The sequence below is a fragment of the Paenibacillus sp. FSL R7-0179 genome (assembly GCF_038002265.1).
In the GTDB taxonomy this organism is placed as follows: domain Bacteria; phylum Bacillota; class Bacilli; order Paenibacillales; family Paenibacillaceae; genus Paenibacillus_AQ.
The window spans coordinates 928,352-952,589 of record NZ_JBBOCC010000002.1 but is presented as its reverse complement, the minus strand read 5'-3'; the positions used below and the strand labels follow the sequence as shown (position 1 = coordinate 952,589).

General features: G+C 56.2%; 12 protein-coding genes. 1 reads left to right on the top strand and 11 read right to left on the bottom strand.

The window, feature by feature from the left end; translation table 11 throughout:
• Positions 1-63 precede the first annotated feature (63 nt).
• The 6 genes from MKX63_RS20745 to MKX63_RS20720 form a co-directional block, all read right to left on the bottom strand.
• Positions 64-5,730 (bottom strand): S-layer homology domain-containing protein, encoded by a 5,667-nt coding sequence (locus MKX63_RS20745; RefSeq protein ID WP_341019724.1) that lies wholly within the window; start codon positions 5,728-5,730, stop codon positions 64-66.
• A 161-nt stretch (positions 5,731-5,891) separates the two neighbouring features.
• Positions 5,892-6,809: a response regulator gene (locus MKX63_RS20740; protein ID WP_341019723.1), complete on the bottom strand. Its 918-nt coding sequence runs from the start codon at positions 6,807-6,809 to the stop codon at positions 5,892-5,894.
• Between the two features lie 217 nt (positions 6,810-7,026).
• Entirely contained in the window at positions 7,027-11,013 is a 3,987-nt protein-coding gene (locus MKX63_RS20735; RefSeq protein WP_341019721.1) for an endo-1,4-beta-xylanase, read from the bottom strand.
• 262 nt (positions 11,014-11,275) lie between these two features.
• Positions 11,276-12,640: a M56 family metallopeptidase gene (locus MKX63_RS20730; RefSeq protein ID WP_341019720.1), complete on the bottom strand. Its 1,365-nt coding sequence runs from the start codon at positions 12,638-12,640 to the stop codon at positions 11,276-11,278.
• A 9-nt stretch (positions 12,641-12,649) separates the two neighbouring features.
• A complete protein-coding gene (locus MKX63_RS20725; protein WP_341019719.1) occupies positions 12,650-13,009 on the bottom strand; it encodes a BlaI/MecI/CopY family transcriptional regulator in 360 nt (119 codons plus the stop codon).
• A gap of 223 nt (positions 13,010-13,232) precedes the next feature.
• Entirely contained in the window at positions 13,233-14,618 is a 1,386-nt protein-coding gene (locus tag MKX63_RS20720) for an MATE family efflux transporter (RefSeq protein WP_341019717.1), read from the bottom strand.
• Between the two features lie 202 nt (positions 14,619-14,820).
• On the opposite strand from MKX63_RS20720, the gene MKX63_RS20715 reads away from it, so the two are divergent.
• Positions 14,821-15,000, top strand: a complete 180-nt coding sequence (locus MKX63_RS20715) for a hypothetical protein (RefSeq protein ID WP_341019715.1) — start codon at positions 14,821-14,823, stop codon at positions 14,998-15,000.
• Between the two features lie 500 nt (positions 15,001-15,500).
• Here the strand turns inward: MKX63_RS20715 and MKX63_RS20710 are convergent, their stop codons facing one another.
• The 5 genes from MKX63_RS20710 to MKX63_RS20690 form a co-directional block, all read right to left on the bottom strand.
• Positions 15,501-18,020, bottom strand: coding sequence for a glycoside hydrolase family 88/105 protein (locus MKX63_RS20710; RefSeq protein WP_341019714.1), 2,520 nt, complete (start codon positions 18,018-18,020; stop codon positions 15,501-15,503).
• The gene (locus tag MKX63_RS20705) at positions 18,020-19,285 is read right to left on the bottom strand and encodes an FG-GAP-like repeat-containing protein (RefSeq protein ID WP_341023163.1); all 1,266 of its coding nucleotides are present in this window, start codon (positions 19,283-19,285) and stop codon (positions 18,020-18,022) included. The genes MKX63_RS20710 and MKX63_RS20705 overlap by 1 nt, the downstream gene beginning before the upstream one ends.
• Positions 19,286-19,328: 43 nt before the next feature.
• Complete coding sequence (locus MKX63_RS20700; RefSeq protein WP_341019713.1) at positions 19,329-20,129, bottom strand: polysaccharide deacetylase family protein; 801 nt, start codon at positions 20,127-20,129, stop codon at positions 19,329-19,331.
• A gap of 57 nt (positions 20,130-20,186) precedes the next feature.
• The gene (locus tag MKX63_RS20695; protein WP_341019712.1) at positions 20,187-20,882 is read right to left on the bottom strand and encodes a DUF1961 family protein; all 696 of its coding nucleotides are present in this window, start codon (positions 20,880-20,882) and stop codon (positions 20,187-20,189) included.
• 468 nt (positions 20,883-21,350) lie between these two features.
• The gene (locus MKX63_RS20690; protein WP_341019710.1) at positions 21,351-24,221 is read right to left on the bottom strand and encodes an exo-rhamnogalacturonan lyase family protein; all 2,871 of its coding nucleotides are present in this window, start codon (positions 24,219-24,221) and stop codon (positions 21,351-21,353) included.
• Between the last annotated feature and the right edge of the window lie 17 nt (positions 24,222-24,238).

Sequence of the window (24,238 nt, the reverse complement as noted above, 5' to 3'; positions counted from 1 at the left end):
TCAAGAACAAGAGGGCCCTCCGGCAATTCACCGGAAAGGCCCCCTCTATAAGCTTGTCTTGCTCTAAATCAGACCGGACTGCTGCAGCAGTCGCTGGATAACCGCCGCAACCTCTGCTCTGGTAATGAACGCTTGCGGGTTCAGCGATGAGGCGGTTCTTCCCTTCATCACCTGGGAGGCAACCGAGTAAGCCGCAGCTTCCTTGGCCCACCCGGCAACTGCTGAGGCATCCTTGTAAGGCTGGAGTACCTTCGCAGCATCTGCGCCGTCTACCTTGATCTTAAGGCCAGTGATGCTCATTGCCCGTGCAGTCATGGTCATGGCTTCCTGCCGGGTAATCTTGCCCTGGGGCCGGAAGGTGTTGTCCTCATACCCGGAGATCAGCCCCATCCGGTACGCCGTGTTCACTGCAGAAGCGTACCACGCGGAACTGTCTACATCGCGGAATGCTGACGTTCCTTGTTCAAGACGCAGTCCCAGCCCGCGGACCAGAATGGCCGCGAACTCTGCACGGGTAATGTCCGCATTCGGATGGAATGCGCCTTCGCCCACACCGTTAATGACTAGGCGCGAGCCCATATCGTTAACGGCATCCTTGGACCAATGGGAGGCAACGTCCGCGAATTCAAGCGGATGCCAGAGCACACCATAATCGCTGTTCGTCACACTGTTAATCTGCGCGTAATACATATCATTTACTTTGGTCACCTTGGTAGGTACGTGACGCAGTGTGCCATCGGGCTCAAGCACCACTCCGGTAGTGATCCTGTTCGGGTCCACTCCCTGAGGCAGTGCAACTGTTCGTTCCACGTAGATACTGTAATCCTTAATCTCGATACTCTTGCCTGCATATAACGCATTGACGGTAAAAGTAACCGGCGCAGCAATCAGGGTCGCGCCCTGCTTGGCAGCCTTGGCTTCTGCGGCCTTGGCAGCCTCGGCGCTGAACAGCTCGATATGCACCTGGAGCGTAATATCCTCCAGCTTCACATCGCTGCCCAGTTGGCCCGCCAGCCGGGCCATGCGGATCTGGCTGGCCGGAATCTTGTAGGCTCCGGCAGGAGTATCCAGAATGAGAGTCGCTTCCTGATCCTCCATGTTCTGGACCATTTGGCCTGTTAATTGCCCAACTACAATGTCCGAAGCGGCGGTCCAGGGGATCGTCACTACCGCTCCCCGGCCTGCTGCATCCAGCTTGGCCTGCAATTTGGCCGGATCTACATCAATGGTGGTTACCACCTGCTGATTTACTCTTGTAATGGTCGCAATGCCAGCGTACTCCACATTGCCGTTAACCAGCACTTCCACGCTTTGGGTGCTAGGCTTAGCAGGAGCAGCCGGGGTTGGCGTTGCAGCCGGTCCTGTCCCCCCGCCTGATGCTGGTGTTGCTGCCGGTTCAGGGGTTGGGGATGGTGTAGTCTCCACAGGCGGTACAACAACAGGTTCATCTGCCACGATGGCTTTCACCCAGCCGAAGCGTACCACGCGTCCTGAGGCATCCACCTCAGCGACAGCAATCCGGTCCCCTTCTCTGGCCGCAATCAGACCATTCTCAGGCAACTTGGAATAACCGGACAGCAGCTCGCCCGTCTCAGGGGTAAGCAGCAGGCCTTGTCCGAAATTGACATACAGCAGAGCATTGCCTGCCTTGGCTTGCGCACTGATGAGCGTTAAGCCGTCATTGCTTGCGCCAGCCGGATCTGAAGAGGCTACGCTTAACCCTCCGGCGGCCGAATCGGAAACAACTTGCGCGGTGGCTGTGCCATATTTGACAACCTTGCCGCTGGCATCGATTTCGGCAACCCCGATATGATCCCCGTCAACGGCAGGAATAAGGCCGTCTTCTGGGATGGCAAGATAACCCTCCAGGATATCCCCTGTGCCTGGCTTCTGCACAGCATGTCTGCCGAAATTCAGGTAGACCAGCTTATTGCCGGCCCCTGCCGGGGTCTGGACACTGAGCTTCGTCTTGCCGTCGGTTCCTGCTCCAGCCGGGTCGGTTGCCGCAGCAGTCAGGCCCTTAGCTGCATCTTCCGCTTCCACAACCGCCTGCAACGCTGCGAACCGCACAACCTTGCCGCTCGCATCCACCTCGGCGATCCCCAGGCTGTCCCCGTTCTGCGCATCTACCAGACCGTCTGCCGCAAGCTCCGCGTATCCCAGACCCTCCAGGCTGCTTCCGGTATCCGGGACACGTACCGGCTCCCGCTTGAAGTTCACATACACCAGCTTGTTACCGCTGGCTGCACTGGCGCTTACCCGGGTCTTGCCGTCAGTTCCGCTGCCAGCCGGATCACTGGCCGCAGCGCTCAGGCCCTTCGCTTCCGTCTCGGAGGATACCTCCGCTTCGGCAACACCGTAGCGGATCACCTTGCCGTCTGCATCCACCTCGGCAATTCCAATTCTATCGCCCCGCTCCGCCGGAATCACTCCATCCGCCGGCAGCTCGGTATAGCCCGTCAGTTCCTGACCCTGGCTTGGCTCTGTAACCTCACCTCTCGCGAAGTTCACATACACCAGCTTGTTGCCGCTGCGTGCTCCGGCAATCATCCGGGTCTTACCGTTGTTCTCGGTTCCGGCCGGATCAACGGAGACCACCGGAAGCACAGCAGGCGAAGGCAATACCTTGGCTACCGCCAAGCCGAACCGCACAACCTTGCCGCTGGCATCCACTTCCGCAACCGCGAGCTTGTCTCCATTCACGGCTTCAATCAGGCCGTTGTCCGGAAGAACAGTATAGCCGCTCAATTCTTCTCCGAGACCAGGCACCTGCAAGATGCCCTCCTGCACATTCAGGTACACCAGCCGGTTGCCCGGCAGCACCGTCTCTTGGACGGACAATCTTGTCTTCCCGTCATTCGCCCTGCCGGAAGGATCGGTGGATACCGCCGTCAAGCCTGAAGCATCGTTATTGAATGGAACGGTATAGACGCCCGAGACATTGCCGGCACGGTCAATCGTTTTGATGTGCGCGTAATAGGTCACTCCCCGTTCAAGAGCACCCGGGATCGCGTAGCTGTATGTTGCAGTAGTCACCGTATTCCCGGGAACGTTCCCCTCCGGGTCAGTGTCAACCGTAACAGCGTACCCTTGCACACCTGTCGTTACAGTGGCTGTGGTCTCTGAAGACTGGCGGCTGGTGCCGTCCACATAGGAGGTTGCCTTCAAATAGTAGGCATAGCTGCTGCCGTTATCCTTAGGTTCATTCCATGTCAGCACAGGTTGGCCGGAGTCACTGTCATAAGTGAGGATGGCCTGGCCGCTAACCGGATCGGGAGCTGCCACATCCTGCGACATCCGGTCATCGAAGCTGTTCGAGGTCGAGGTCTGCGCCAGGTAGAACAGCGTGTTGGCCAGAATTTTCTGCTCATCTTCTGTCGCGCTGCCATTGCTGTGCCCGGTCTGAATCAGGGCCGCATTATTCCAGGTGGTCAGGTAGAAGTTGTTCGTGCCGGGCTTGCCGTTATAGGTATTGATCTCCCGGGTACTCCCCCAATCAGGGGAGACGTACTTGAACCATACATCGCCTTTGGCAAACTGGAAATAACTATGGGATTGCGGAACAGTCAGAACCGTCCCGACATCGCCGAGCGCATAAGGATAGTTCATCGGGAAGCCGCGGCGCTCAACACCCACCCGGGTACCTCCGGTTGTCGGAATGTCGGGATTATAGTACCCCTCCTGGAAGTTGACATCCAAATTGAGATATTTGGCCGCCAGATCAATCAGATGCGTATGGTAGAAGCTGGCCGTGTCATGCCCCATCAGCACACCGCCGCCGTAGCGGATGAAGGCCTCTACCGCCTCATGCGATTCTCCCGACAGGTCGCGCCGGTTATTGGCATCCCATGCGCCGAAATACAGCACATCATAGGCATATGCCCCGTTGGCATCCTTCGCCAGATAGTGGGCGTAGTTGGCCCCGGGATCACTGCCGTTGAATTCGCTCATGGACACCTTGTCCACCTGCATCGTATAACCGCTTGGATTGCCCCAAGTACTCATCCAGTTCTGTAAGCCGTCAGAGCCGGGCATATCCGGGTACACATTCAGCACCTTGATATCATTCTTCAGCGGAATCGATTGGAATTCATCCAGCCCGTCCCCGCCGGTATCTCTCTGATATACCATATAGTATTCCTGGCCTGCCAGAGAGGAGGTCCAGTTCAGCTTCACCAGATTGTTCTCGTTATCGCCCGCCGCTGTCAGTGCGGGGGGAACTGTAACGCCTACAGTAACCTCGGTTGCCGCTGAAGCAAAGGAGGAGGAGGCAGCGGCCGTCCGCACCTCATAGGTGCCGGCCTCAAGCCCGGTGGCTGCAGGTCCGGTGGCTGTGATCCACGGGCCTGTCCCCTTGATCCGGTATTGCATATTCGTGTTCAAGCCCGTGAGCTTGCCGTCGGCTGCACCTGCTTGCGATACACTACCGGCGTTAACGCCAGTTGGCGCAGCGGGACGGGACGGAAGACTGATCGACCAGGCTGGCGTTCCGCCTTCGGTGTCCTCTTCCAGTGACCATGTGCCGCTAAGCCAGGCTTCGTCAATTGCAATCTTACCGGATGCATCTGCCGTTACATAAGTGGCCCCGGTTACACTTGTTGTGTCAGTGAGCTTATAGCTTGCGCCTGGTGTCAGGCCGCTAAATTGCTCTGTCTTGTAATCAATGCCGGGTCCCCGGTACTGCGCGTACACGGTCATATCCCGGTTAAAAATATAGTCCGCTGTAACTTGCTCTCCCCCGGATGCCATAGTGAACCAGCCGATGAACTCAGCTCCGCTCTTGACGGCATCTCCAGGCAATACTTCCAGCTTGCCGGACAAATCGGTTACCAGCGTGGGCACCGGGCTATCGCCGCCATTGCCGTCAAAGACAACCGTGCGCGGCATCGTCAGGTGATACTTGTACTCCGTAGTTCCCGAGATAGCAGCATAGGTCCGGGCTACATCCAATTCGGTCACTTTACCCTGTGTTACGAAGTTGGCAATCTCCTTCTGGCCGCCATCGCTGTAGTATTGCGAAGTGAAATACCCTCCAGTGATGCTCCAGTACGCCGGGTCAAGGGCTGCTCCGCTCCAAATCATCGCCGCACAGGGATTTTTGGTTCCGACAAAACCGCCTGAAATCGTCACATAAGCGCCGGATACGGCTGCAATCGCTTCTGAGCCCACATGGTCTCCGCTGCCGTACACCACGCCGCCGCTCATCTCGAAGCGGCTGCCCGCGTCATGTGCAAATACGCTCTGGCCGGTCCCGAGAATGCCGCCGGACAGCAGCTTTACAGTACCGCCTGCTCCCAGGTTAAGCCCGCTTCCGCTGTAGCCTCCATTATTTATATAATCAATATATCCATCCGCAGCCGCTGAGGTATCACAGATTGTCAATACCCCGGCCGAGACGTAGACCGCTCCGTCTGTGCCTGTCTCTCCGCCGCCATACACCTCGCGGACGATCCGGTAACCGTTCAAGTCCAGTGTTACTCCAACACCTGAGCGGCTGTAGGAGATTGCGTCTCCAAGGGTTACATCTGAGATCAGAGCCACGGTCTGGCCGTCTGCCGCATTACTCAGCGCTGTACCCACATCGGCGTACCGGACACCGGTGGTTGTGTTCTCAATGACATTGCTCGCTTCGCCTGCAAATACTGTGCCGCCTCCTCCCATCTGCAGACTGAAGGCCATCACAACGGACAGCAGCAACGCAAGAGAACGGTTGAACCTTCTCCTTTTCATCCCAAATCCATCCCCTCATCTTAAGTATTCTAGACGTGCCTATATCCGCGTTCATTATATTCAGGTCCAATTACAAACCAATTACAAATTCCGACACCATTCGTGCCTGAAAACAAAAAAAGCCTGCCTATTGGCAGACAGATCATGTGAAAATGGTATAATTACGAAATATCCTCTACAGCCAGCATTAACTCATCATACCGGCAGATGTAAGCCTCCCGCCGCAGAGCAGACCAGAGCCAATCCTCGCTCTCCAGATATTCACCGCTGTAGCAGTTCAAGGCCTGCTTCGCCGCATCGAGGGAATTCGACACCCTGAACCGCTGGTATGCCTCATCAAACGCTCTGACATCCCAATCGACATCATTGACGGTCAGGGCGTATTTGCCGTTGCTGTAAGCGAGCAGAATCCGTGATTTTCCGGCATCCTTCAGATTTTTGCGGAGCGCATGCAGACACACCTGGAGATACGTCTGAGCCCGCTCGGGCGAAGAATCCGGCCACAGATCATCGCACAGCTTATATTTGGAGATCCACTTACCCTCATGCTGCAAAAAATAAGCAAACAGCTCTCTCGCCCGGTTGCGGTTCCATTTCAGCACCTGGTTATCGACAGCGATCTCGAATGACCCCAAGCAGCGGATCCGGCAGGTTGAAGGGGCGGGTGCAGGATTCGCCGCAAGCCGCTTCAGCACCTTGTTCACCGTCTGCTCCAGCCGCTCGGGACGGATTGGCTTCAAGAGATAATCAATGGCATTCACCTCGAACGCCTGGGCAGCATAATGATTATAGGCAGTTACAAAAACCACCTGCAGCTCCGGATTCCGTGCGGTCAATTGCTCGGCCAGCTCAATCCCGTTCATTCCCGGCAGATCAATATCCAGAAACGCACCGCCTGCCCTGTGCAGCTCCATCCCCTCAAGCGCCTTGACGGGATCTGTGTAAGTGGCGACGACTTCAACTTCATTGCAATTCCTAAGCATGATTTCGAGATCCTCCAGAATGGACGGCTCGTCATCAACCAGTATCACCCGCAGCATCTCTTTGCTCCCCCCGGCTTCCAATCCTTCACGGTTCATTCACAATTCATCCACAAATTATCATATCCGAGCCTTATCCGTCAATCAACCAAAAGGGCTAAATGGCATTGCCGTCCTTCTAGTGGACAGCACTGTTTCAGCCGGAAATAGAAGGATTAAGTTATTCTGTGAAACAAAAATGCAAACAGCGGTGCACCCGTAATGGGGGCACCGCTGTCCGGTTACTTTCTTCCATAGCTTCAGCGTTTCACTCGGTCTACAGCTTCCAGATCCGGTACAGAATCACCGCTGCTTCCTCACGGGAGAGGGTGTCTGCCGGAGCAAGCTTATTGTTCTTACCGTTCACTACACCGTATTTCAGCAGGGCGGACACGCTGTCCTTGGCATAGGCGGAGATTTGACCGGCATCGGTGTAAGAAGCCATTGATCCGCTGCCTTCAGCCGTGATTCCGGCCGCCTTCAGGGCACGCGCTGCAATCACCATCATCTCCTGACGGGTGATTGCACCCGCTGGCTTGAAGGTATTGCCTGCATAGCCTGTGACGATACCAAGCTGCTTCGCGGCCGCAAGCTCCTTGCTGTATGCCGCGTTATTCTGTACATCGCTGAAGCCTGCAACTGCTTCAGCAGCAGCCTTAAGCTCCAGCACCTTCACCAGCGAGGCTGTGAAGTCTGCTCTGTTCATGGGAGCCGCAGGCATGAAGCTGTTGCCGCCGGGAAGGATATCGCGCGCAGTCATGGCAGCAGCTGCCTGCTTCGCCCATGACAGGCTGCCGAGATCTGCGAACGCCACCGGAGCGTATGCTGAGGCAAAGGTGCCGAACTCCGCAGTACGGAACACCAGCGCTTCCTTCGCTGCATCGTAACGGCTGTTCACCACCGCAGAGGGCGCACCGTTACCGGTGAGCGAACGGACCAGCAGGGAATCAGGTTCACTCTGCTCTTCCGCTGACGCTTTGTAAGGAATAGAGACCGTCATCTCGCTGCTGCCAGGCAAAGCTACCTTCTGCCCGCCTGCGAGCAGGCTCAGCTCCACCACCGGACGGCTGCCGGTCTGCTGGAGAGCAGCGGCGCTCAGGCCTTCGGCTGTGGATTGCTTGACCCGGAGGCTAACATATTCCGTGGTTGCTGTAATCCCTGCGAGCTGCTCGCTTGGAATAGACAGCGTAGCAAGGCCGTTCTGGAGAACAAGCAGGTACTTCTCCTGCGTCTTCAGGCCTTGAAGCGGCAACTGTGCTTCATAGGAGGCCACGCCGGCCAGGTTCGCCAGATCGATGATGATCTGCTTGCGCCCGTCTGCAGCCGGGGCCGCCTGCTTCAGGGCTTGCTGCCACAGTTCGCCCGTAATCGTGGCTTTTGCAGCGGTGCCTTCCGCCTTCACCTCAGGTCTGAGCGTCACCACACCCTCCTTGCTGTCAAACTGTGCAGGCTTAGGTGCAGGCGTGCTGGTGCTATAGCTGGTTCCGCCTGAGACTGGTGCAGGTGTGGCTGTTGGTGCCGGTTCCGGCGTTGGCGTCGGCTTCGTCGGCGGTTCAGCGCCGTCTTTGGCCTTAAGCTTCAGCACGCCGAAGACGGAGGTGTCCTGATAGCCGTTGCCGGTGGTGTCATTCCAGGCGGCCACACTTTGCCGGACGCCGCTCTTGGCATCGTTGATCTGGGTGTCGAAGCCGACCTTGGTGCCGCCGGCTGGCGTGATTTTTTTAAACGGAATCTTCATTTCAAGCGTATAGTTAGTTCCGGTTACCTTCGTTGCCGACTCGAAGCCTGCACCCATGGCGGCCGGACTGAAGGAGGTTTCATTGTCGTAATTGACCCGGTATTGTCCGTCATCGCTCTCATAGAAGGTCGTGCGGCCAAAATTCTCGTCCAGGAAAATTTCGACAGAGTCCTGCTCCCAAGGATTCACATTGCTCTTGTCCAATTGAGCGTCATTGACTTGGACCAGCACATACAGATTCTGGTCATCCCACAGGGTACGCGTGGTTCCGCTTGCGCCCTGCCAGGCCATCTGATAGCGGTTCACAGCCATCTCGGGCGCAGAGGCCCAGATTCCATCCACCGTTCCGTCGATAACCGGCGTGCCGTAGACTGCCTCTGACACGTTGGCTTCCGCTGTATCCGGCTCATGCTCAGCCATGAATTTGGCCGGATCAATGACCGCGTAGTAGGCTGGCTTCGCCTGCAGGTCCCTGTCGAACAGCAGCGGGCTTGACTCCGCTCTCCAGCTTGTGCGGTCATCCATGCCCCAGAAGGTTACCCGCGCGATATGTTCAGCATGGGCCTTGTAAATATCCATTAATTTGGCATACAGATAGCCTTGGGCAATCTGTTCCTTCTCCGTCTGCTTGTTCCCGCTGCCGGCCTGAATATCCAGCTCGGTAATGCTGACCTCTACGCCAAGGGAGATGAACTTCTCCAGCGACAGCTTGACGTTATCTGGATTGGTATTGATATTGTAGTGCGCCTGCATTCCTACACCATCAATCAGCAGCTTGCCTGGATGGGTCAGCGCGTATTTCTCATTCAATTCCTTGACCATACTGTAGATGGCCTGGGCCTTGTTCTGGTTATCGTCATTGTAATCGTTATAATACAGCTTGATATCCCATTCCGGATGCTGGTCCAGCACTTCTCTGGCCGCCAGGAACGCCTGCTCCAGATAGTCCGGGCCGATGGCATCATACCACGGAGCCTTACGCAGCGCCGCTTGCCAGTTATTCGGATTGGACGGGTTATCATTCATTGCCTCGTTGACTACATCCCAGGAGATGACCCGGCCCCCGAAATGCTCCATAACTCCCTTGATGTGCGCTCTCAGGTTAGCGAGTGCTTCGTCACGTCCCAGCGGAACGCTTTTGCCTGCTCCATCCGTTGACGTATTCATCCATGCAGGAGACTGCTGATGCCAGACCAGGACATGCCCGTGCATCTTCATGCCTTCGGCAAGCACCTTGTTCACCATCGCATCCGCCGCTGTAAAAGTGAAATTGCCCTTGGTCGGCTGCAGCGCATCCGGCTTCATGGCATTGCCTGCGGTAGCGGCATTGTGATGCATTTTCAGCAGGTCCAGCCGCACACCCTCCAGATCCTCGGCGGATAACGCGTTGCCGATCAGGAAGTCATTTTGATAGGCTGTTTTTAGCGGAGTCAGATCTCTCTGAATATCCACCGGAGCGGTACCGGTATGCTCGAAAGTAATATCATCGATATAAAAGGAAGCGGTTGCATTATTGGAACTCTCAATGTACAGGGTCAGATGTTCGCCGCCCACGCTGTTATAGCGGTAGCTGCCCTCATATTTCACCCAGCCGTCAGCCGTACTAATCGTCTTGGGAGACAGCGCCACATAGCTCGCTCCTGTATCGTTACCCACCTGCGTGGACAGCTGGAGCTGCGCGCTCGCCGGTTCGATCAGCTTCACCCAGGCAGACAGGGTATATTCGCTGCCCTTGTCCACGTACTTCTCCACACGCAGGGAAGGCCCGTGCCAGGTATTGCTTCTGCCCTCAACCTTCAGGGAATATGAACCGCCCTCGGTATGATTCGCTTCATTCGTTACGGTAAGCGTCTCGGTTCCGGCTCTGCCGGTGAACCCGCCCAATGCCTGATCTTCAAAAGTAATCTTGCTGAACGGCAAAGCCGGTTCACGCACGGGCTCTTCCCCGCCGCCCGGAGCGGAATCTGTCGTGATCAGAAGATCGCCAAGGTAGAAAGGTACTGTGGCTCCCTTGTCGTTGGAGTTGATGCGCAAGGAATGGTCTCTCTTAGTAGAGTCCGTGGCACTCGTGTCCACTGTAAATGTCTTCGTCAGTGTGACCGATTGCCCTGCCACATAGGGTGTTGCTGCATAATTCCCGTAGCTGTTCACTGTCTGCAGCGCTGCCTCTGCTCCCTCCGGGAGCGTCACCTTTGCGTCAACGTAGACAACAGCCGTTACGGTGTACGTTTTTCCATGCTGGAGACCGAGATCGGTGAATTTGAAATCAACTCCATCCCAGTTATCCTTCCGGTTGTTTACGTATAACGCTGCACCATCGGCATTCCCTGCAAAAGGAACCTCCTTCACCGCACTCAGGCTGGCTCCCCCCGATTGGCTCGTCTTACCTGGCCCGTTCGCGAACGTCTCATGATATACCGTGGTCTTCGCCTCAGCTGCCTCCGCCGCCGGAAGATACCCGCCTGCCGGAAGAAGCAGAAGGGCTGCCAGCAGCACCAGAGAGACTTGCTTGATTATTCTCTTCATGCATTGCACTCCTCTGTATGAATTTGGGTTTCAATGAGTTAAGCGCTTACAGCTAATATGGAAGCCTCCCCCTTCACCACCCAAATCGTAGCATACGGACCCATGTGCGTCTTACCTGAAATTAAAGGTTGTACCGTGCTTTTTATAGATTATTTCATTAATAAGCCACCAACTGGAATCAAAAAAGAGCAGCTACTCTCCGGTTGCGGAGAATCACTGCCCTTCACTGTTATTCAAACGTATTGATTATATTAAGATACGTTTAGTTCTCACTGCTATCATTTATACTGCTTATCCCGACTGGACCTTCTGTATAGACAAAGGAGGTGTTATCATCTCCGTCGACCGTTCGGGAATATTTCACCCCCGCCTTGATCTGCTCCAGCTCCTGCTCATACCTAAGGATCGCACTGTCGACTCTCTCCTGAGACCAGCCTGGGGCGTCAACTATGGACTGCAAATTTATTTTCTCCTGATCCAGCCATTTCGAATACTCTTCAGCGGTCCACCAGACGATCACCGGATTATTCTTCTGATATTCACTTTCCTGAACCCAGGTCACACCGCCATCCTCGCTGATGCCTGTGAGTCCCGTATCCTCGTCCGTTGCAGATAACGTAATGGCACTCTCATTCGTTACACCTGCAGCTTCATGGTTCGGAATTGCGGCAGCATCTGCGGCAAATACAGCAGGTACACCAATAATGAATGCCAGCGCCAAACCGATCCCGGCTACCGTAGTCTTTTTAATTCTCATGATTGATTCAATCCTTTCTTCCATCACATTTTTACTGAAGTGGTTGAACAAAAAGGTCAGTCTGCCTCTGTTCTCTTCCATCCCTATAAGCGTCATCGCGTAGGCGGATCTGTTATGTTCACCTAAGTCCTTGATAACCGCTTCGTCACAAGACAGCTCTATATCACGATTGGCCAGCACAACCATTACCCAGACCAGAGGGTTGAACCAGTGAACCGATAGGGTGAGGACCAGTACAAGCTTGCTCACTGCGTCGAAACGCCGGATATGCACGAATTCATGTGCAAGGATGTACCTCATTTGGGCTTCATCGGTCCAGTCCATTGCCTTCGGCAGCAGAATAACAGGGCGCAATACTCCATAGGTCAGCGGAGAGCGGATTCTGTCGCTTTGCCTGATTTCAACTGTCCGCCGGGTACGGTATAGATTCAGCCAATGCGCAGAACATTCCTTGGGCACGGGTAGGGACATTGCAAATTCTCTGCGGCATTTCAGGTAAATCCTAAAGAAATACGCTGCAAAGACAAACATTCCTGCCAGCCATAGAATCATATACAGCGAAATAGAAGCAAGCGGTGTGCCAGTTGCCGTCTTGAGTACCATAATGTTGCCCCTGTCCACGCTGGTAGCCGATACAGGCACAATGACTTCCTTCGTACTAACCATCATCTGCTTTAGCCAGTTAACCCCTGCGTACACGTTGAACGGCGAGGCCACCGAGAACGGCACGAACAGGTGAACAATCACAATTGCCCATAATATAGAAAAAGTCCTCCTGGGTAATTTGTACAAAGCAAGCGTCCGTATTGTGATAATTGCTAAGATCATAACCGCTGCCGTTAAGCTTTTATCATAGATATAGATCCCCATATCCCTACCTCATTCCAGCTCATTAACAAGCCGTTTTAGCCTTTGAACTTCTTCAGTCGATAAATTTCGCTTGTTCAATAAAGCAGCAAACAGCAAATCAACCGAGCCGTCAAATATTTTGTTCACAAGCTCCTCGGTCTCCTGCTGCTGCACCTGTTCTCTAGCCAAGACTGCCCTGCACTGAAAATTAGGTTCCATTCGTTCTATGGCCCCTTTTTCAATACATTTTTTGATCACGGTGTACGTGGTATTCTTGTTCCAGCCTACCTGTTCTTTCAAGATACCGGCAAGCTGCTTGGCGGTTAGCACACCTTCTTTCCATAACACATCCATTACCTTGAGTTCAGAATCGTAAAGTTTAATAATCATATGCCTCCTCCCCTCCATACTACTTCAGTAGTCTGAATTGATTCTATACTATCACAGTAGTCTATAAAAGTAAAACTATTCCACTCGTCTGTTAAATGGATTTCTTTATCCTGTAAAGTAGAAACGGATACCGCCCTTCAAAAGGACGGTATCCGTTCCAGCGAGAAAGATGAGGTTATCTCACCGATAACCCGCTCTTTGGGTGTTGTTGTCTCATCCTATGCTAGATCAGCTTGTGCGCATACCACTTCTTGCCCCGGAAGCGCCACAGGAATACTGCTCCGCGGACCGCCCACTCGCAGTTCATCGCCAGCCATACCCCCAGCACCCCGTAGCCCAGTACAATCCCGAGAATGTAGCCGAACACCACCCGGAACAGCCACATGGTCAGCATTGAAGCAATTGAGGTGAAGCGGGAATCACCCGCTGCCCGCAGCGCGGACGGCAGAATGAAGCTGAAGGCCCAGAGCGGAATCTGGGCAATTGCATTGACCAGCAGCACCACGAACAGATCGTCGATAATCTCCGCAGGCGGGGAGAAAATAGACACCAGCGGGTGGAACAGCGGCATCAGGATCAAAGCCACCAGGGCGTATGAGGCGGAACCGATCCACAGGAAGGACTTGATGAACTTCCGGGCATCCGCCACATCCCCCCGTCCGATACACTGGCCGACCACGGTTACAATCGTCAGCGACAGCGCACTGGCCGGAATCTGAAAGACCATCGCCAGTGAACCGGCAATCGCATTCGTGGCGATGGCATATGTACCCAGACTGACAATGAAGATCTGCGTCAGCAGCTTGCCGCCATTGAAGAACATCTGCTCTGCGGCGAATGGTACGCCGATGAACATGATTTTGCGCAGCATCTCAAGTGGAACATGGAACAGGTCGCGGAACTGCACACGCAGCACCGAATCGAACTTGAACAGATAGATCAAGGCACAGGCCATCCCCACATAACGCGCAATATTGACCGCAAGTGTCATGCCCAGCACGCCCATATCCAGCAGGTTAATAAAGACAACGTTGAGGATGACGTACAGCACGTTCATAATCAGCGACAGCATCAGCGAAGCCCGTGTCCGGCCCACGCCCCGCAGCGCACCGCATACGGCCTGAACCACGGCAATCCCCAGATATGAAATGCTGCTGCCGATCATATAGACCCGGGCATTGTCCAGCACATCGGCTGACGCCGTTCCGAACAGCAGATTCAGAATTGGCGTATGGAAGGACATCAGCAGCAGACCGATACCTACCGCAAGCAACGAAACAGAGGTTACCGAGCCGGCTGTAGCCTGGGAGACCATGCGGTCGTTCCTGCTTCCTTTGTACTGTGCAACCACCACCGTCCCCCCGGTCGCAATCGCCACAAATACATTGATCAGAAAAATATTCAGGGAATCCACCATATTCACCGCGCTGACCGCCGCCATCCCTGATGAGCTGATCATCGCAGTGTTGACCAGATTCAGTCCGATAATGAAAGCCTGGTCAATGAGAATAGGCAGAAACAAGGCGATAATTTGCCGGTAATCCATGCTGTCTCCGGACAGATATTTTTCCAGCCATTTCTTGGCCGGTTGAGGAGCTTGAAGCTGCATACATTAATCACATTCTTTTCTGTAGAATAATTGCAGGCGTACAATACATTCCTTCCAGTTTACTACAGATTCCGCTCCAAGTCTGTGTTATATGTGGATTTCCTGCAGATTGCCGGATAACATTCCCTGCTCCCTAAGTAAATTCCTGGGTCCGGCCGAAATATAGAATGAGAGGATTTACATTCGGAAGGAGGAGCCTATTATGAACAATGAGATTGTTAAAAGTCTGATCCAGCAGGTGACGGAAGAAGTGTTATCCGAGAACCAAGCTGCCTTGGAGCATAGTGGAAACAGCCAGGCCAGCATTCAGCTAGCTGTGCAATTATCCGCCGTTACCACCCTTAAGATCCTTGAAAAGCTTGAGCTCATCGATAAGGATTAACCGCACAGCCTGCCTGTGCTACATACCCGTAGGGCACTACGCGCAAAAACCCCGCAGGAAAAAATTTTCCTCCTGCGGGGTTTTGTGTGATTGTGGCGGATTCAGGGGCACTTGTGTCCCTCGTTTACGCTTCAGGCCGGCTTTTGGCAAATTCAGGTGCACTTGTGCTCCTCATTCTGACGGCTAAGAGGGATTTATCCCTTTTATTTTAGCTCATCATCCACTTTTATCCGCATCAATGGGATTTATCCCTCTCATTTTCGCTCACCGCCCACTTTCAGCTAAATCAATGGGATTTATCCCTTTGATTTCGGCCCATCGCCCATTTCCAGCTTTTTCAGAGGGATTTATCCCTTTCATTTCCGCTCATCATCCACTTTTAGCTGAATGAATGGGATTTATCCCTTTCATTCTGGCTACCAACCTACACATGGCCTACTTCCCCGGTACGTTCGCTCCCAGTAAAATCAAAATTACTTTTCTAAGCCGCCTTCACTACATTATAATTTATACTGCTGTGCCTCCAGCTCCCGTGTGAGCTCAAGCGCTTCAATACCGGCCAGCAGCACTATACCGATTCCGTGAGTATCGTTGAGCTGCCAGGTGAGCTGTTCTTTGTAATATAGTTTGTTGAAGGAATAGCCCGAGCCCCGGCAGACGCCGTAGACATTCCCCTGATAATCGATGCAGTATTCGGCCAGCGCCGTCCAGCCGCGTAACGCTGCATCCGTATAAGAATACGGCTCAGTCAGCCAGCCTCTACGCACGCCGCGCGCAAAAGCATACACAAACATCGAAGAACAGGATGCCTCCGCATAAGAATCGGGATCAGTCAGCACCTGATGCCATAATCCTGCGGCGTCCTGCAGCCGTAAATACCCTTCGCACAGCAGCCGGTAATACTCTAGCAGTTCTTCCCGCTGCGGATGCTGCTCCGGCAGTACCTCCAGCAGCTCAGTCAGCGAGAACAGCACCCATCCGTTGCCTCTCCCCCAGGCTACACCGTTCGGCTTGCTGAATTTGTAGTCATACACATGATGCATAATGCCAAGCTCCGGCTGGAACAGCCGATTGCGGTAATGGAGAAATTGAGACACTGCATCATCCAGATATGCGGGATCACCCGTCAGCATATAATACCTGCTCAGGAACGGAGTGCTCATATACAGATCATCGCACCACATTGTTCCCTGCATGAAGTCAGTAGTGCCCCGTGTACGGTAGAGCACCCCTTCCTTATCGCGGGACTGCTCCTCAGTAATATACCGGGCGATATACGCCGCTGTATCAGGCGCTCCGTGCAGCGGCTGTTCGGCATGGGCAGCGAGCATCGTCGCACCGAAGGAGCCGCAGTCATCCAGTGAGTCCATGAGCGCCAGCTGCTGGTTGATCCCCGGAGCACCATAGCGGCTGCGGTCCCAGAGCGAATAAGCATGAAGCCGGGTACACTGCTCAATATGTCCTCTGGCATAAGCGGAATAATGAGGATCGCCCAGAGCCTGACCTGTTCGCAGCAGACCATACAGGGTTACCCCGAGCGGATAATTCCAGCGGCCGTACAGCGCACTCTCCAGATAGGGCCTGACTGCGCCGCCAGGACGGTCCACTCTCCAAAAGCATTCCTCCGCCCCTTCGCCGAAGGGAGCATTCATAGAAGCTGCCTCCAAAGGCTGCGGTGCCGCCGATTGCAGAAACGGACCCAGGTACAGCCATGGCCCGGTCTGCCCTTCCACCGGGTAAGGACTCACCAGCTTCAATGTGCCGATGGAGCTTAAAGCGGCACAAGAGCTATCTTCCGTGTCCCCCGCCTGGACACGGGGAACTGCTTCCGCCGCTTCCAGGCGGAAGCCCCAACCGGGGCCGCCGCACACGGCCTCGACCAGCAGGTCATGGCTGCCGAAGCTTAGCGGCAGCATACACTCAAGGCCGGCACTCTCTTCGGGCTGGATGGCGGCTAGCCTGCCATCCACGTAGACCTTGAGTGCCGCTACATCCCGGCTGCGGAGGGACAGCCGGACGTCCATTCCGCCCGGCGCGCTCACCGCCAGCCTGCTCCAGGCCAGCGCCTTCGCGCCGGGCTCCGCGCCGAGCACGCGCGCGAGGTTCCCGCGCGGCGCCGCGTCATCCGGCCATCCGGCCGCCGGATACCAGACACAACGGGCCGCCAGCGCAGCTTCGGCGGCCTCCGCAGCTTCGCCGCAGCGGACGCGCTGCGAAGGCTCCGCGCGGCGCGCCGCAGCCTCTCCCGCTGGAGCGCCGCCGCCCTCCGGCTGCAGCGTCCATCTGCTCTGCTGCGGCGCGCTGTAGATCCAGCCCTCGCAGCCGCTGCGCTCCGCGGCCGGGGCCAGAAAATGCAGCGGCGCGCCCTTCACGCTCCCGGTGCCAAAAATCCCGCCGCAGCCGGTGCCGACGGCGGTGCATTCCAGCAGGAAGTGATTCCAGCCTGCCTTCAGTCCGGTACGAAAGAACGCCTTGCGGTCCGGGAACACATCATCGTTCAGATTGGACGCGAACACGGCAACGCCATTGACATATACCGTCACCGGACCGAAGCAGCTGAGAGCGAGCGGTATTTCGCTGTCTGCATCGCTCCACAGCTTCCCCCAGGCATAGACAAATTCCCCTTCCTTCAGTTCAGGCAGCCGCTCCTTCAGGTTCAGCCGGTACCGGCAATCCGCCAGCCGCGGAAAGCTGTTCGTAAGGTGCACGCGGTAGACCGGAGGCTGCGGCGGATTCGCACCTATATAGCGGTTCGCTATAACGGCAAGCATCGCTTCCGTATCGTCTCCGGCTGTACGGACGATAGAGTGTCGCGGATGAAAATAGGCAGGAACGCTAGCCTGCGCAACCTCACCTCTGCTGCCCGGCGGGCTACTTTTCACGGTACTCTTCACAGAATCCGCTCTCAATGCACTATCCTGCACGGCATCAGTATTCACCGACTCCGCTCTCAATGCAGCACCCTTCACGGCATGCCCTTCCTCGGTACTCAACACCGCCTTCTCGTCCCCAGTCCCCATCACAGCGCCACCTCACCGCCGGGGTACAGGGTGGAGCTGTACAGCCGTTTGGGCTGGGGCAGCTGCTGCCCGGGGTGGACCGCTTGCAGCGGGAATGCTTCACCGGCATAGACGGCGGCCAGCTCATCCGTATAAATAATGACCTGCTCCGTTCCGCTGCCCAGCAGATCCCCGTGAACGGCGTAGCCCTGCTCGGAGAACTCGGCAACAATATTCATATAGCCGTCATAGAGCGCAGGAAGCACGGCTTCCCCCCGGCGGTACGCCAGAATATAGTCCGGTGCCTCCGGCCAGAACCGGCTGACGGCTTCGACAATGGTAAGCCATCCGTCAGTGGTGCGCTCTTCCTTCCACAGCTCGCAGCCGGATGCGTCCAGCAGGAACATGGCATCCCTGCCCCGCAGGCCCTTGCCGTCGTCCTCGCGGACCAGGCGGTCAAGGCCCGCAATCTGCAGGCCGGGCAGGTCCGGGCGGAACCGCCCGAGCGCCAGATGCTGCGACTCGACAGAGCCTTCGTACCGCCACAGCTCGCATCCATCACGGCCGTACATCACCGTCACACTGCCGCCGATGACCAGCTCCGGCACCCCGTCCCCGTTCACATCGCCGACCCACAGGCAATCCGCGTGATCCTCCAGATCCTTGCAGCTCCATAGCAGCTTGCCCTCCGCGCTCAGCAGATCATATCCGGCCATAACTTCATCGCGCCCGTCTCCGTCCAGATCGTACACCCAGGGATAATGCCCCACATTGCCCTGATGGGTCCAGAGCAGCCGGAAGTTCCGGTCCAGCGCCCACAGCTGATGGTAGCGGTCTTTGAGAATGATGTCGGAAGGATAGTCCCCGCCTGACAGGTTGGCAATAATGATGCAGTCATGGGCCTCCTTCGCCGGCAGCGGATGAACCGCTTTGACCTTGCCCGTTGCCCCCTCCAGAATATACAGCTGGTCCTTCATCACACACAGCACCTCCAGAGCGCCGTCACCATCGATATCGGCAATCTGCGCCGGATAATCGGAGCCTTGGCTGCCTGCGCCCGGGTCCGGCGTTCCCGTCTGCCACAGCAGACGGCCGTCCAGATTGTAAGCCGTCAGGCACTGCACCTGATGCGGAATATAACGGACATCCTGGCGGTTATCCGGCTGCACCAGCAGCAGTTCGGCCCGGCCGTCCCCGTCCAGATCGCCGAGCAGCATTTTGCATCTTGGACCGGCGGCGGAGATATCCAGCCCGGCCAGCCGGTGCAGCTTTTGACTATGATCCATATGATTCACAATACATCCTCCTTCACTCTATCCCTGCTCTGTATCAGCCTAAATCCTCAGTCTGTCCTCCTGGCACCTCGACTAGCGTACCGTCAACCTCCAGCCAGACAGCAGCCGCTCCCGGATTGTAGACCAAATCCCTTGCTGCCGAGAACAGCAGCCCCCGGCAAGCCTTCATGTAATGCACCAGCTCCAGATTGGTTGCATACCAGATGTCGCCGCGTCCGCCCGCCATGGTGCAGAAGCGCTCCATCAGATCCCAGTTGTGGTCATTGTCGAACTCGTAGCTGTGTCCCCATACATACATCAAATACAGATACTGCCGCTTATGCAGCCCCACAAAAGCCTCCCCGTGAGCCAGCAGCCCCCGGTTATGGTGACAGGTCGCCTGCCACTCCAGCCAGTCCTCCGGGAGGGCGAACCCGCCGCTAGACTGCACCGTGCGGGCATATTCAATGCCCAGATGCGGCAGCAGCTCCTTGATCTCCTGCGTATAGGAGCCGTTCGGATAAGACATCCCTCGCACCGGCTGACGAACCAGTCCTTCCAGCACCCTGCGGTCCTCCATAATCTCCTCCACGACCAGCTCCTGCGGGCAGCGCGCCAGCGTCGGATGACTCCGCGTATGCACGCTGACCTCATGTCCGTGGTAGAGGCCCGCCACCTCATCCGCCCTGATGCGGTCCCCTTCGCCAAGCAGTCCCGAATTCAGATGGAAGCTGCCCTTGATTCCGTACTGGTTGAACAAGCCAACCAGCCGTTCATCCGCCCGCCGTCCGTCATCATAGCTCATGGTCAGTGCCTTATGACGGCCTTGCGGATAGCAGTAATACACTCCCGGCATTGCTGTTAAGCCTCCTTTATACTGAATTGTTCATCCGCCCAACCACCTATCCCAGTTTCAGGGAGAATAGACGACAAGATCACTATATTCCGCTATCAGCGGGGCCATTTGGCGAAAGCCAAGTCTGCCTGCGCCGAGCAGCGGACCGAAGGACGAGCCATCATCCAACCAGTGCAGCACCGGCAATTCATTGATGGCAAAAGTCACGTCAGCCCCCCGCTTCACCACCAGCATCCGGTAGTCCGCAGTCATATCGGCGGTATCCGGCAGCGGGTCAGCGCCTTGGGCGACAAGGTGGAAGCCGTAGCTTTTGCGCAGATTACAGGTATGAAAAGCCCGCTCCTCCTCCCACATCCGGCGAAAATACGAGATATGATAGGCATCCATCTCCCCATGATGGTACTGGTCATATTCGCCCGTGCGGACCGGCAGGGACGGGTCGAACAGATCCTTGCCCCCGGCACCGGCAGCCGCGAAGAACAGAATGGCCAGCCCCGGCTCACGCAGCGGACGGAACCTCCAGGAGATGGCGAGCTCCGCCGGGAACACCTCTGGGCACCACAAGACCACATTCGCCTTCTGCCCCTCCTCAGCCCCCCGGGTGCTCTCCAGCCGCAGCCTTCCCTGCGGAAAAGTAACGACTCCATCACCTTCCAAGCGGAACCCCTCCGCCTGAGCGGGACCCTCCAGCGTATTGCGGTAGATCTCCTGCCAGCCCTCAGGAACGCCTGCATTAGCCTGCTGCACCGTCATTAAACCACCTCACCTTTCCCGGCACCGGCATTATTGTCAACTTCGGCACCGGCCCCCGCGCTAATCTCAGCTTCTGCACCTGTTCATGAACCAGCCTTATCACCAGTTCACGCACCATTCCCGGCAATTCCTCCATCTCTCACATTACCTAAGCTACTAGTAGACCATCAGAATTAAACAAGTGATTTCCTTCCATAAATGGGGTAAGGGATGAAGCTGAGTTCGTAGCGAAGCAACAGGGTTAAGTGTATTCTGTACATCTAAAAAGAACGAAACGGGTGGACTTCCTCATCTAATTGTAGTTCGTACAACTAAATTTACCCGGATGGGCGAAAATCCAGAATTAGAGGCATTTTAAGTGCACGAACTACATCTAAACCGAGATAAGGCAGCAAATCCGGCGATTTAGTTGTACAAATTACAACTAAGCCCACCCCTTGCAGCCTAATCAGGGTGAGGTAAACCACACTAACTGTATCTCCCGTTCCCCGTACCCGCTTCTGCCTCCCGTACAGGCAGAGCTTCAGCAATCAGCTCCAGCGCAATGATCGTATTCAGCGACCACTGCGAGGCTTCGTTCGTATTCATCCAGTCAATCTCACCGAGCGCTTCCGTATACATAACCCGCTTCAGTTCCTCCTCCAGCCGGAGCTTCCCGAACGGATTCTCAAGCAGAATGCTCCAGCAGCGTTCCGCCGTAGCCCGGTCGTCCTTGACCCATGCGCCGTAGGCGGCAATAGCCACACTCAGCACCGGATGCTCGAAGCGCTGTTTGCCTGTAATCGCACCTCCAGATCTAAGCAGCTGCTCTTCCTCGGGCAAGTTATAGAAGACGCCGAACTCCGCCAGCATGTCCTCCCACTCCGGGTCCTCCAGCATCATCGCCAGCTCGAACCATACCTGCGGCCCGCCCATGCAGATGGCCAGATGCCGTCCCCAGTTGTCATCGCCCATAGGACTGAGAATTCCCGTTGCGGGATCGTATCCATAGGTTGGACCGGAGATCAGGCGCAGATTGGCTGCTTTGATGCAGTCGATGCCGGTGAGGATTTTGTCGCGGTAGGCGGTATCCTCATAACGCTCCCACCGGGTCATCCAATTGGAGCTGAACGCGGCCCAGTCCGGCCCCACCCGTACATGCGTCTTGAATTCATCCTTCGGAAAATACGCCCGCATCGGGTCGAGATTCACCGTGGAATAATCCGCATCCTTCACACTGTCCATGATGTCGCCGGTCCGCTCATCCCCGGTCAGATAATAGTAGTAGCGGTGCAGTCCGGCCATGGCAATCCGTGCCTCCTTGCAGCCGCACCCCCAGTGCACAACATTATGCCGGGAGCCAAGACCCGCATATTCCCCGAAATGATACACATCCACCTCGCTGGTATGGCGGGTCATCGCTTCAGCCATCCGGTAAATATCCGCGCGTCCGGTCCGCAGGAAGCTCACCCACAGCCACATATTCGGCACCAGCTCGGCATTCTGCCAAGCGCAGCCGCCCAGATCATAATTCCAGACATGACGGACCGGATCATAGCTGTGCATGAAGTCGCCGTAATCCCACAGGCCGTACCACTTCCGCTGTTCAATCTCCTTCTGGTAAAAGCTGATGATCCCGTCCAGTCGCTCCTCCAGATACGCCTTGGCCGGCGTGCTCCAGTCCGGCAGGCTCCAGAGTCCAAACGCCCGGGTGCGGTGATAATACTCCGGCTTACAGACCAGCAGCGGCGGTTCATCCGCCTGCTGCTGCATCTGCTGAAACTGCGCATAATCTGGTGTCCGCGAGGTACACCACAAGGTCAGCTCGTTCGTATTGGCGATGCCGTAAGGGGTTGCCCGCAGCTCCTCCGCGCCTTCATAGGAAGACTCGACATGCGTCTTCGTATCATAATGGCGCAGGTCCATCGCCTGTGCCTCCGGCGTCCAGAACCAGACCGTTAACGCCGCTTCCGCGCCGGAGGTGCCAGTGATCTCCAGCCCGGACGGGTGCTTCTGCCAGAAATCCTTCACGCCGGCAGCCAGCCCTCCGCCGTCACAGCCGACATAGCCCAGCCCTCCGGCCCTCCGGCCTTCAGCGCCCTTAATCCAGGTGCAGTCCGGCCCGGTCCGCTTATGCACGGCATAGTGCTCAGACGAATCCTGCACCAGGCAGAAGTCATCCCATACCGCCGAATCCTGGAGCAGGCTGGTGAAGTATGCATCCTCAACCGGGTCAAAGTGCTGGCTCTGCCCCTCAAGCTGTCCGGCGAACATCTCGGCATATTTGCCCCGCGTTCTGCGGGTCTGGAGCGTCTTGGGAGATTCGCTGAAGCTTCCGCCGCTGCCCGCCAGCCGGACATGACGGTTGTACAGCGGACCGCTGAGCGGCACCTTGAACAGCAGGCCCAGCCCCTTGATGAAATCCTGCTGCGGATTGCCGTCATAATAGAAGGTATGCACCAGCCGGATCGACGCAAGCCCGGCATAGAAATAGAGCCGCAAAGTATAAGGAAGCCATTCCCGGACTCCCCTTGTGCTTCTATGCCGCCCGTCCAGCCGGATCACGGCACGCACCGGTCCCCGCTCCTCCAGGCTGGCCTTCAGCGTCACTCCGGTGAACCGTTCCTGCCGCAGCGTCAGCTCCCCGCTGAGGATGTCCCGCTGCTCGCGGAGACAGACCAGTTCGCTTCCGCTGCACACCACATGCTCTGCCGGACAGGGCTGCTTCGCCGCGCCTATAGCTGCACCGGCTGAATCTATACCTGCATCCGAAATTGCACTCATACTCGCATTCGCACCTGCACTCACCTCAGCACCTACGCTCACAGCGCCTGCACACTCACCCTCCGCCTTGCTCATACTCACGCCTGCACCTGCTCCTAACCCCACCTCTGAAGCTCCAGAATATCCGCGATTGCCGTCCGCTCCCCCGGATTCCACCGTGTCCCGGCGGATAATCCGGGAGATCACACCCGGGCCATGCTTGACCACGGTGCAACGAATGCTGCCGGTATCAACAATATAAGCTTCTTCCGTCTCTTCCACCGATACTTGAAAAGCTGCGGGCAGAGCGCTCTGACCAGCTGAGCGTTCCAGCATATATCCTGCCGCACTCCCTTCCGGGCATACGGCAGAATGCAAAGACCATTTGATGCTGCCGTCCGGCCAATACGCAGCCGGGCAGCTCTGCAGCGGCAGACGGGGGCCATCGTCAGCCCCGCTGCCAAGACATAACGCGTCCAGTTCACCGCGCTTCAGATCTCCTTTGCGCCAAGGGACACCCCAGGTCACCCCCGCAGCCGCAGCAGGCGGGTTTAACCACCGTAGCTGGACCGGCAGGGCCGAGGATATAGCAGTCATTGTCTGTCATCTCCTTG

Excerpts from the sequence above, each read along its gene's own strand:
- MKX63_RS20745 (WP_341019724.1), bottom strand. The coding sequence starts at position 5,730 with ATGAAAAGGAGAAGGTTCAACCGTTCTCTTGCGTTGCTGCTGTCCGTT.
- MKX63_RS20740 (WP_341019723.1), bottom strand. The coding sequence starts at position 6,809 with ATGAACCGTGAAGGATTGGAAGCCGGGGGGAGCAAAGAGATGCTGCGG.
- MKX63_RS20735 (WP_341019721.1), bottom strand. The coding sequence starts at position 11,013 with ATGAAGAGAATAATCAAGCAAGTCTCTCTGGTGCTGCTGGCAGCCCTT.
- MKX63_RS20730 (WP_341019720.1), bottom strand. The coding sequence starts at position 12,640 with ATGGGGATCTATATCTATGATAAAAGCTTAACGGCAGCGGTTATGATC.
- MKX63_RS20725 (WP_341019719.1), bottom strand. The coding sequence starts at position 13,009 with ATGATTATTAAACTTTACGATTCTGAACTCAAGGTAATGGATGTGTTA.
- MKX63_RS20720 (WP_341019717.1), bottom strand. The coding sequence starts at position 14,618 with ATGCAGCTTCAAGCTCCTCAACCGGCCAAGAAATGGCTGGAAAAATAT.
- MKX63_RS20715 (WP_341019715.1), top strand. The coding sequence starts at position 14,821 with ATGAACAATGAGATTGTTAAAAGTCTGATCCAGCAGGTGACGGAAGAA.
- MKX63_RS20710 (WP_341019714.1), bottom strand. The coding sequence starts at position 18,020 with ATGGGGACTGGGGACGAGAAGGCGGTGTTGAGTACCGAGGAAGGGCAT.
- MKX63_RS20705 (WP_341023163.1), bottom strand. The coding sequence starts at position 19,285 with ATGGATCATAGTCAAAAGCTGCACCGGCTGGCCGGGCTGGATATCTCC.
- MKX63_RS20700 (WP_341019713.1), bottom strand. The coding sequence starts at position 20,129 with ATGCCGGGAGTGTATTACTGCTATCCGCAAGGCCGTCATAAGGCACTG.
- MKX63_RS20695 (WP_341019712.1), bottom strand. The coding sequence starts at position 20,882 with ATGACGGTGCAGCAGGCTAATGCAGGCGTTCCTGAGGGCTGGCAGGAG.
- MKX63_RS20690 (WP_341019710.1), bottom strand. The coding sequence starts at position 24,221 with ATGACTGCTATATCCTCGGCCCTGCCGGTCCAGCTACGGTGGTTAAAC.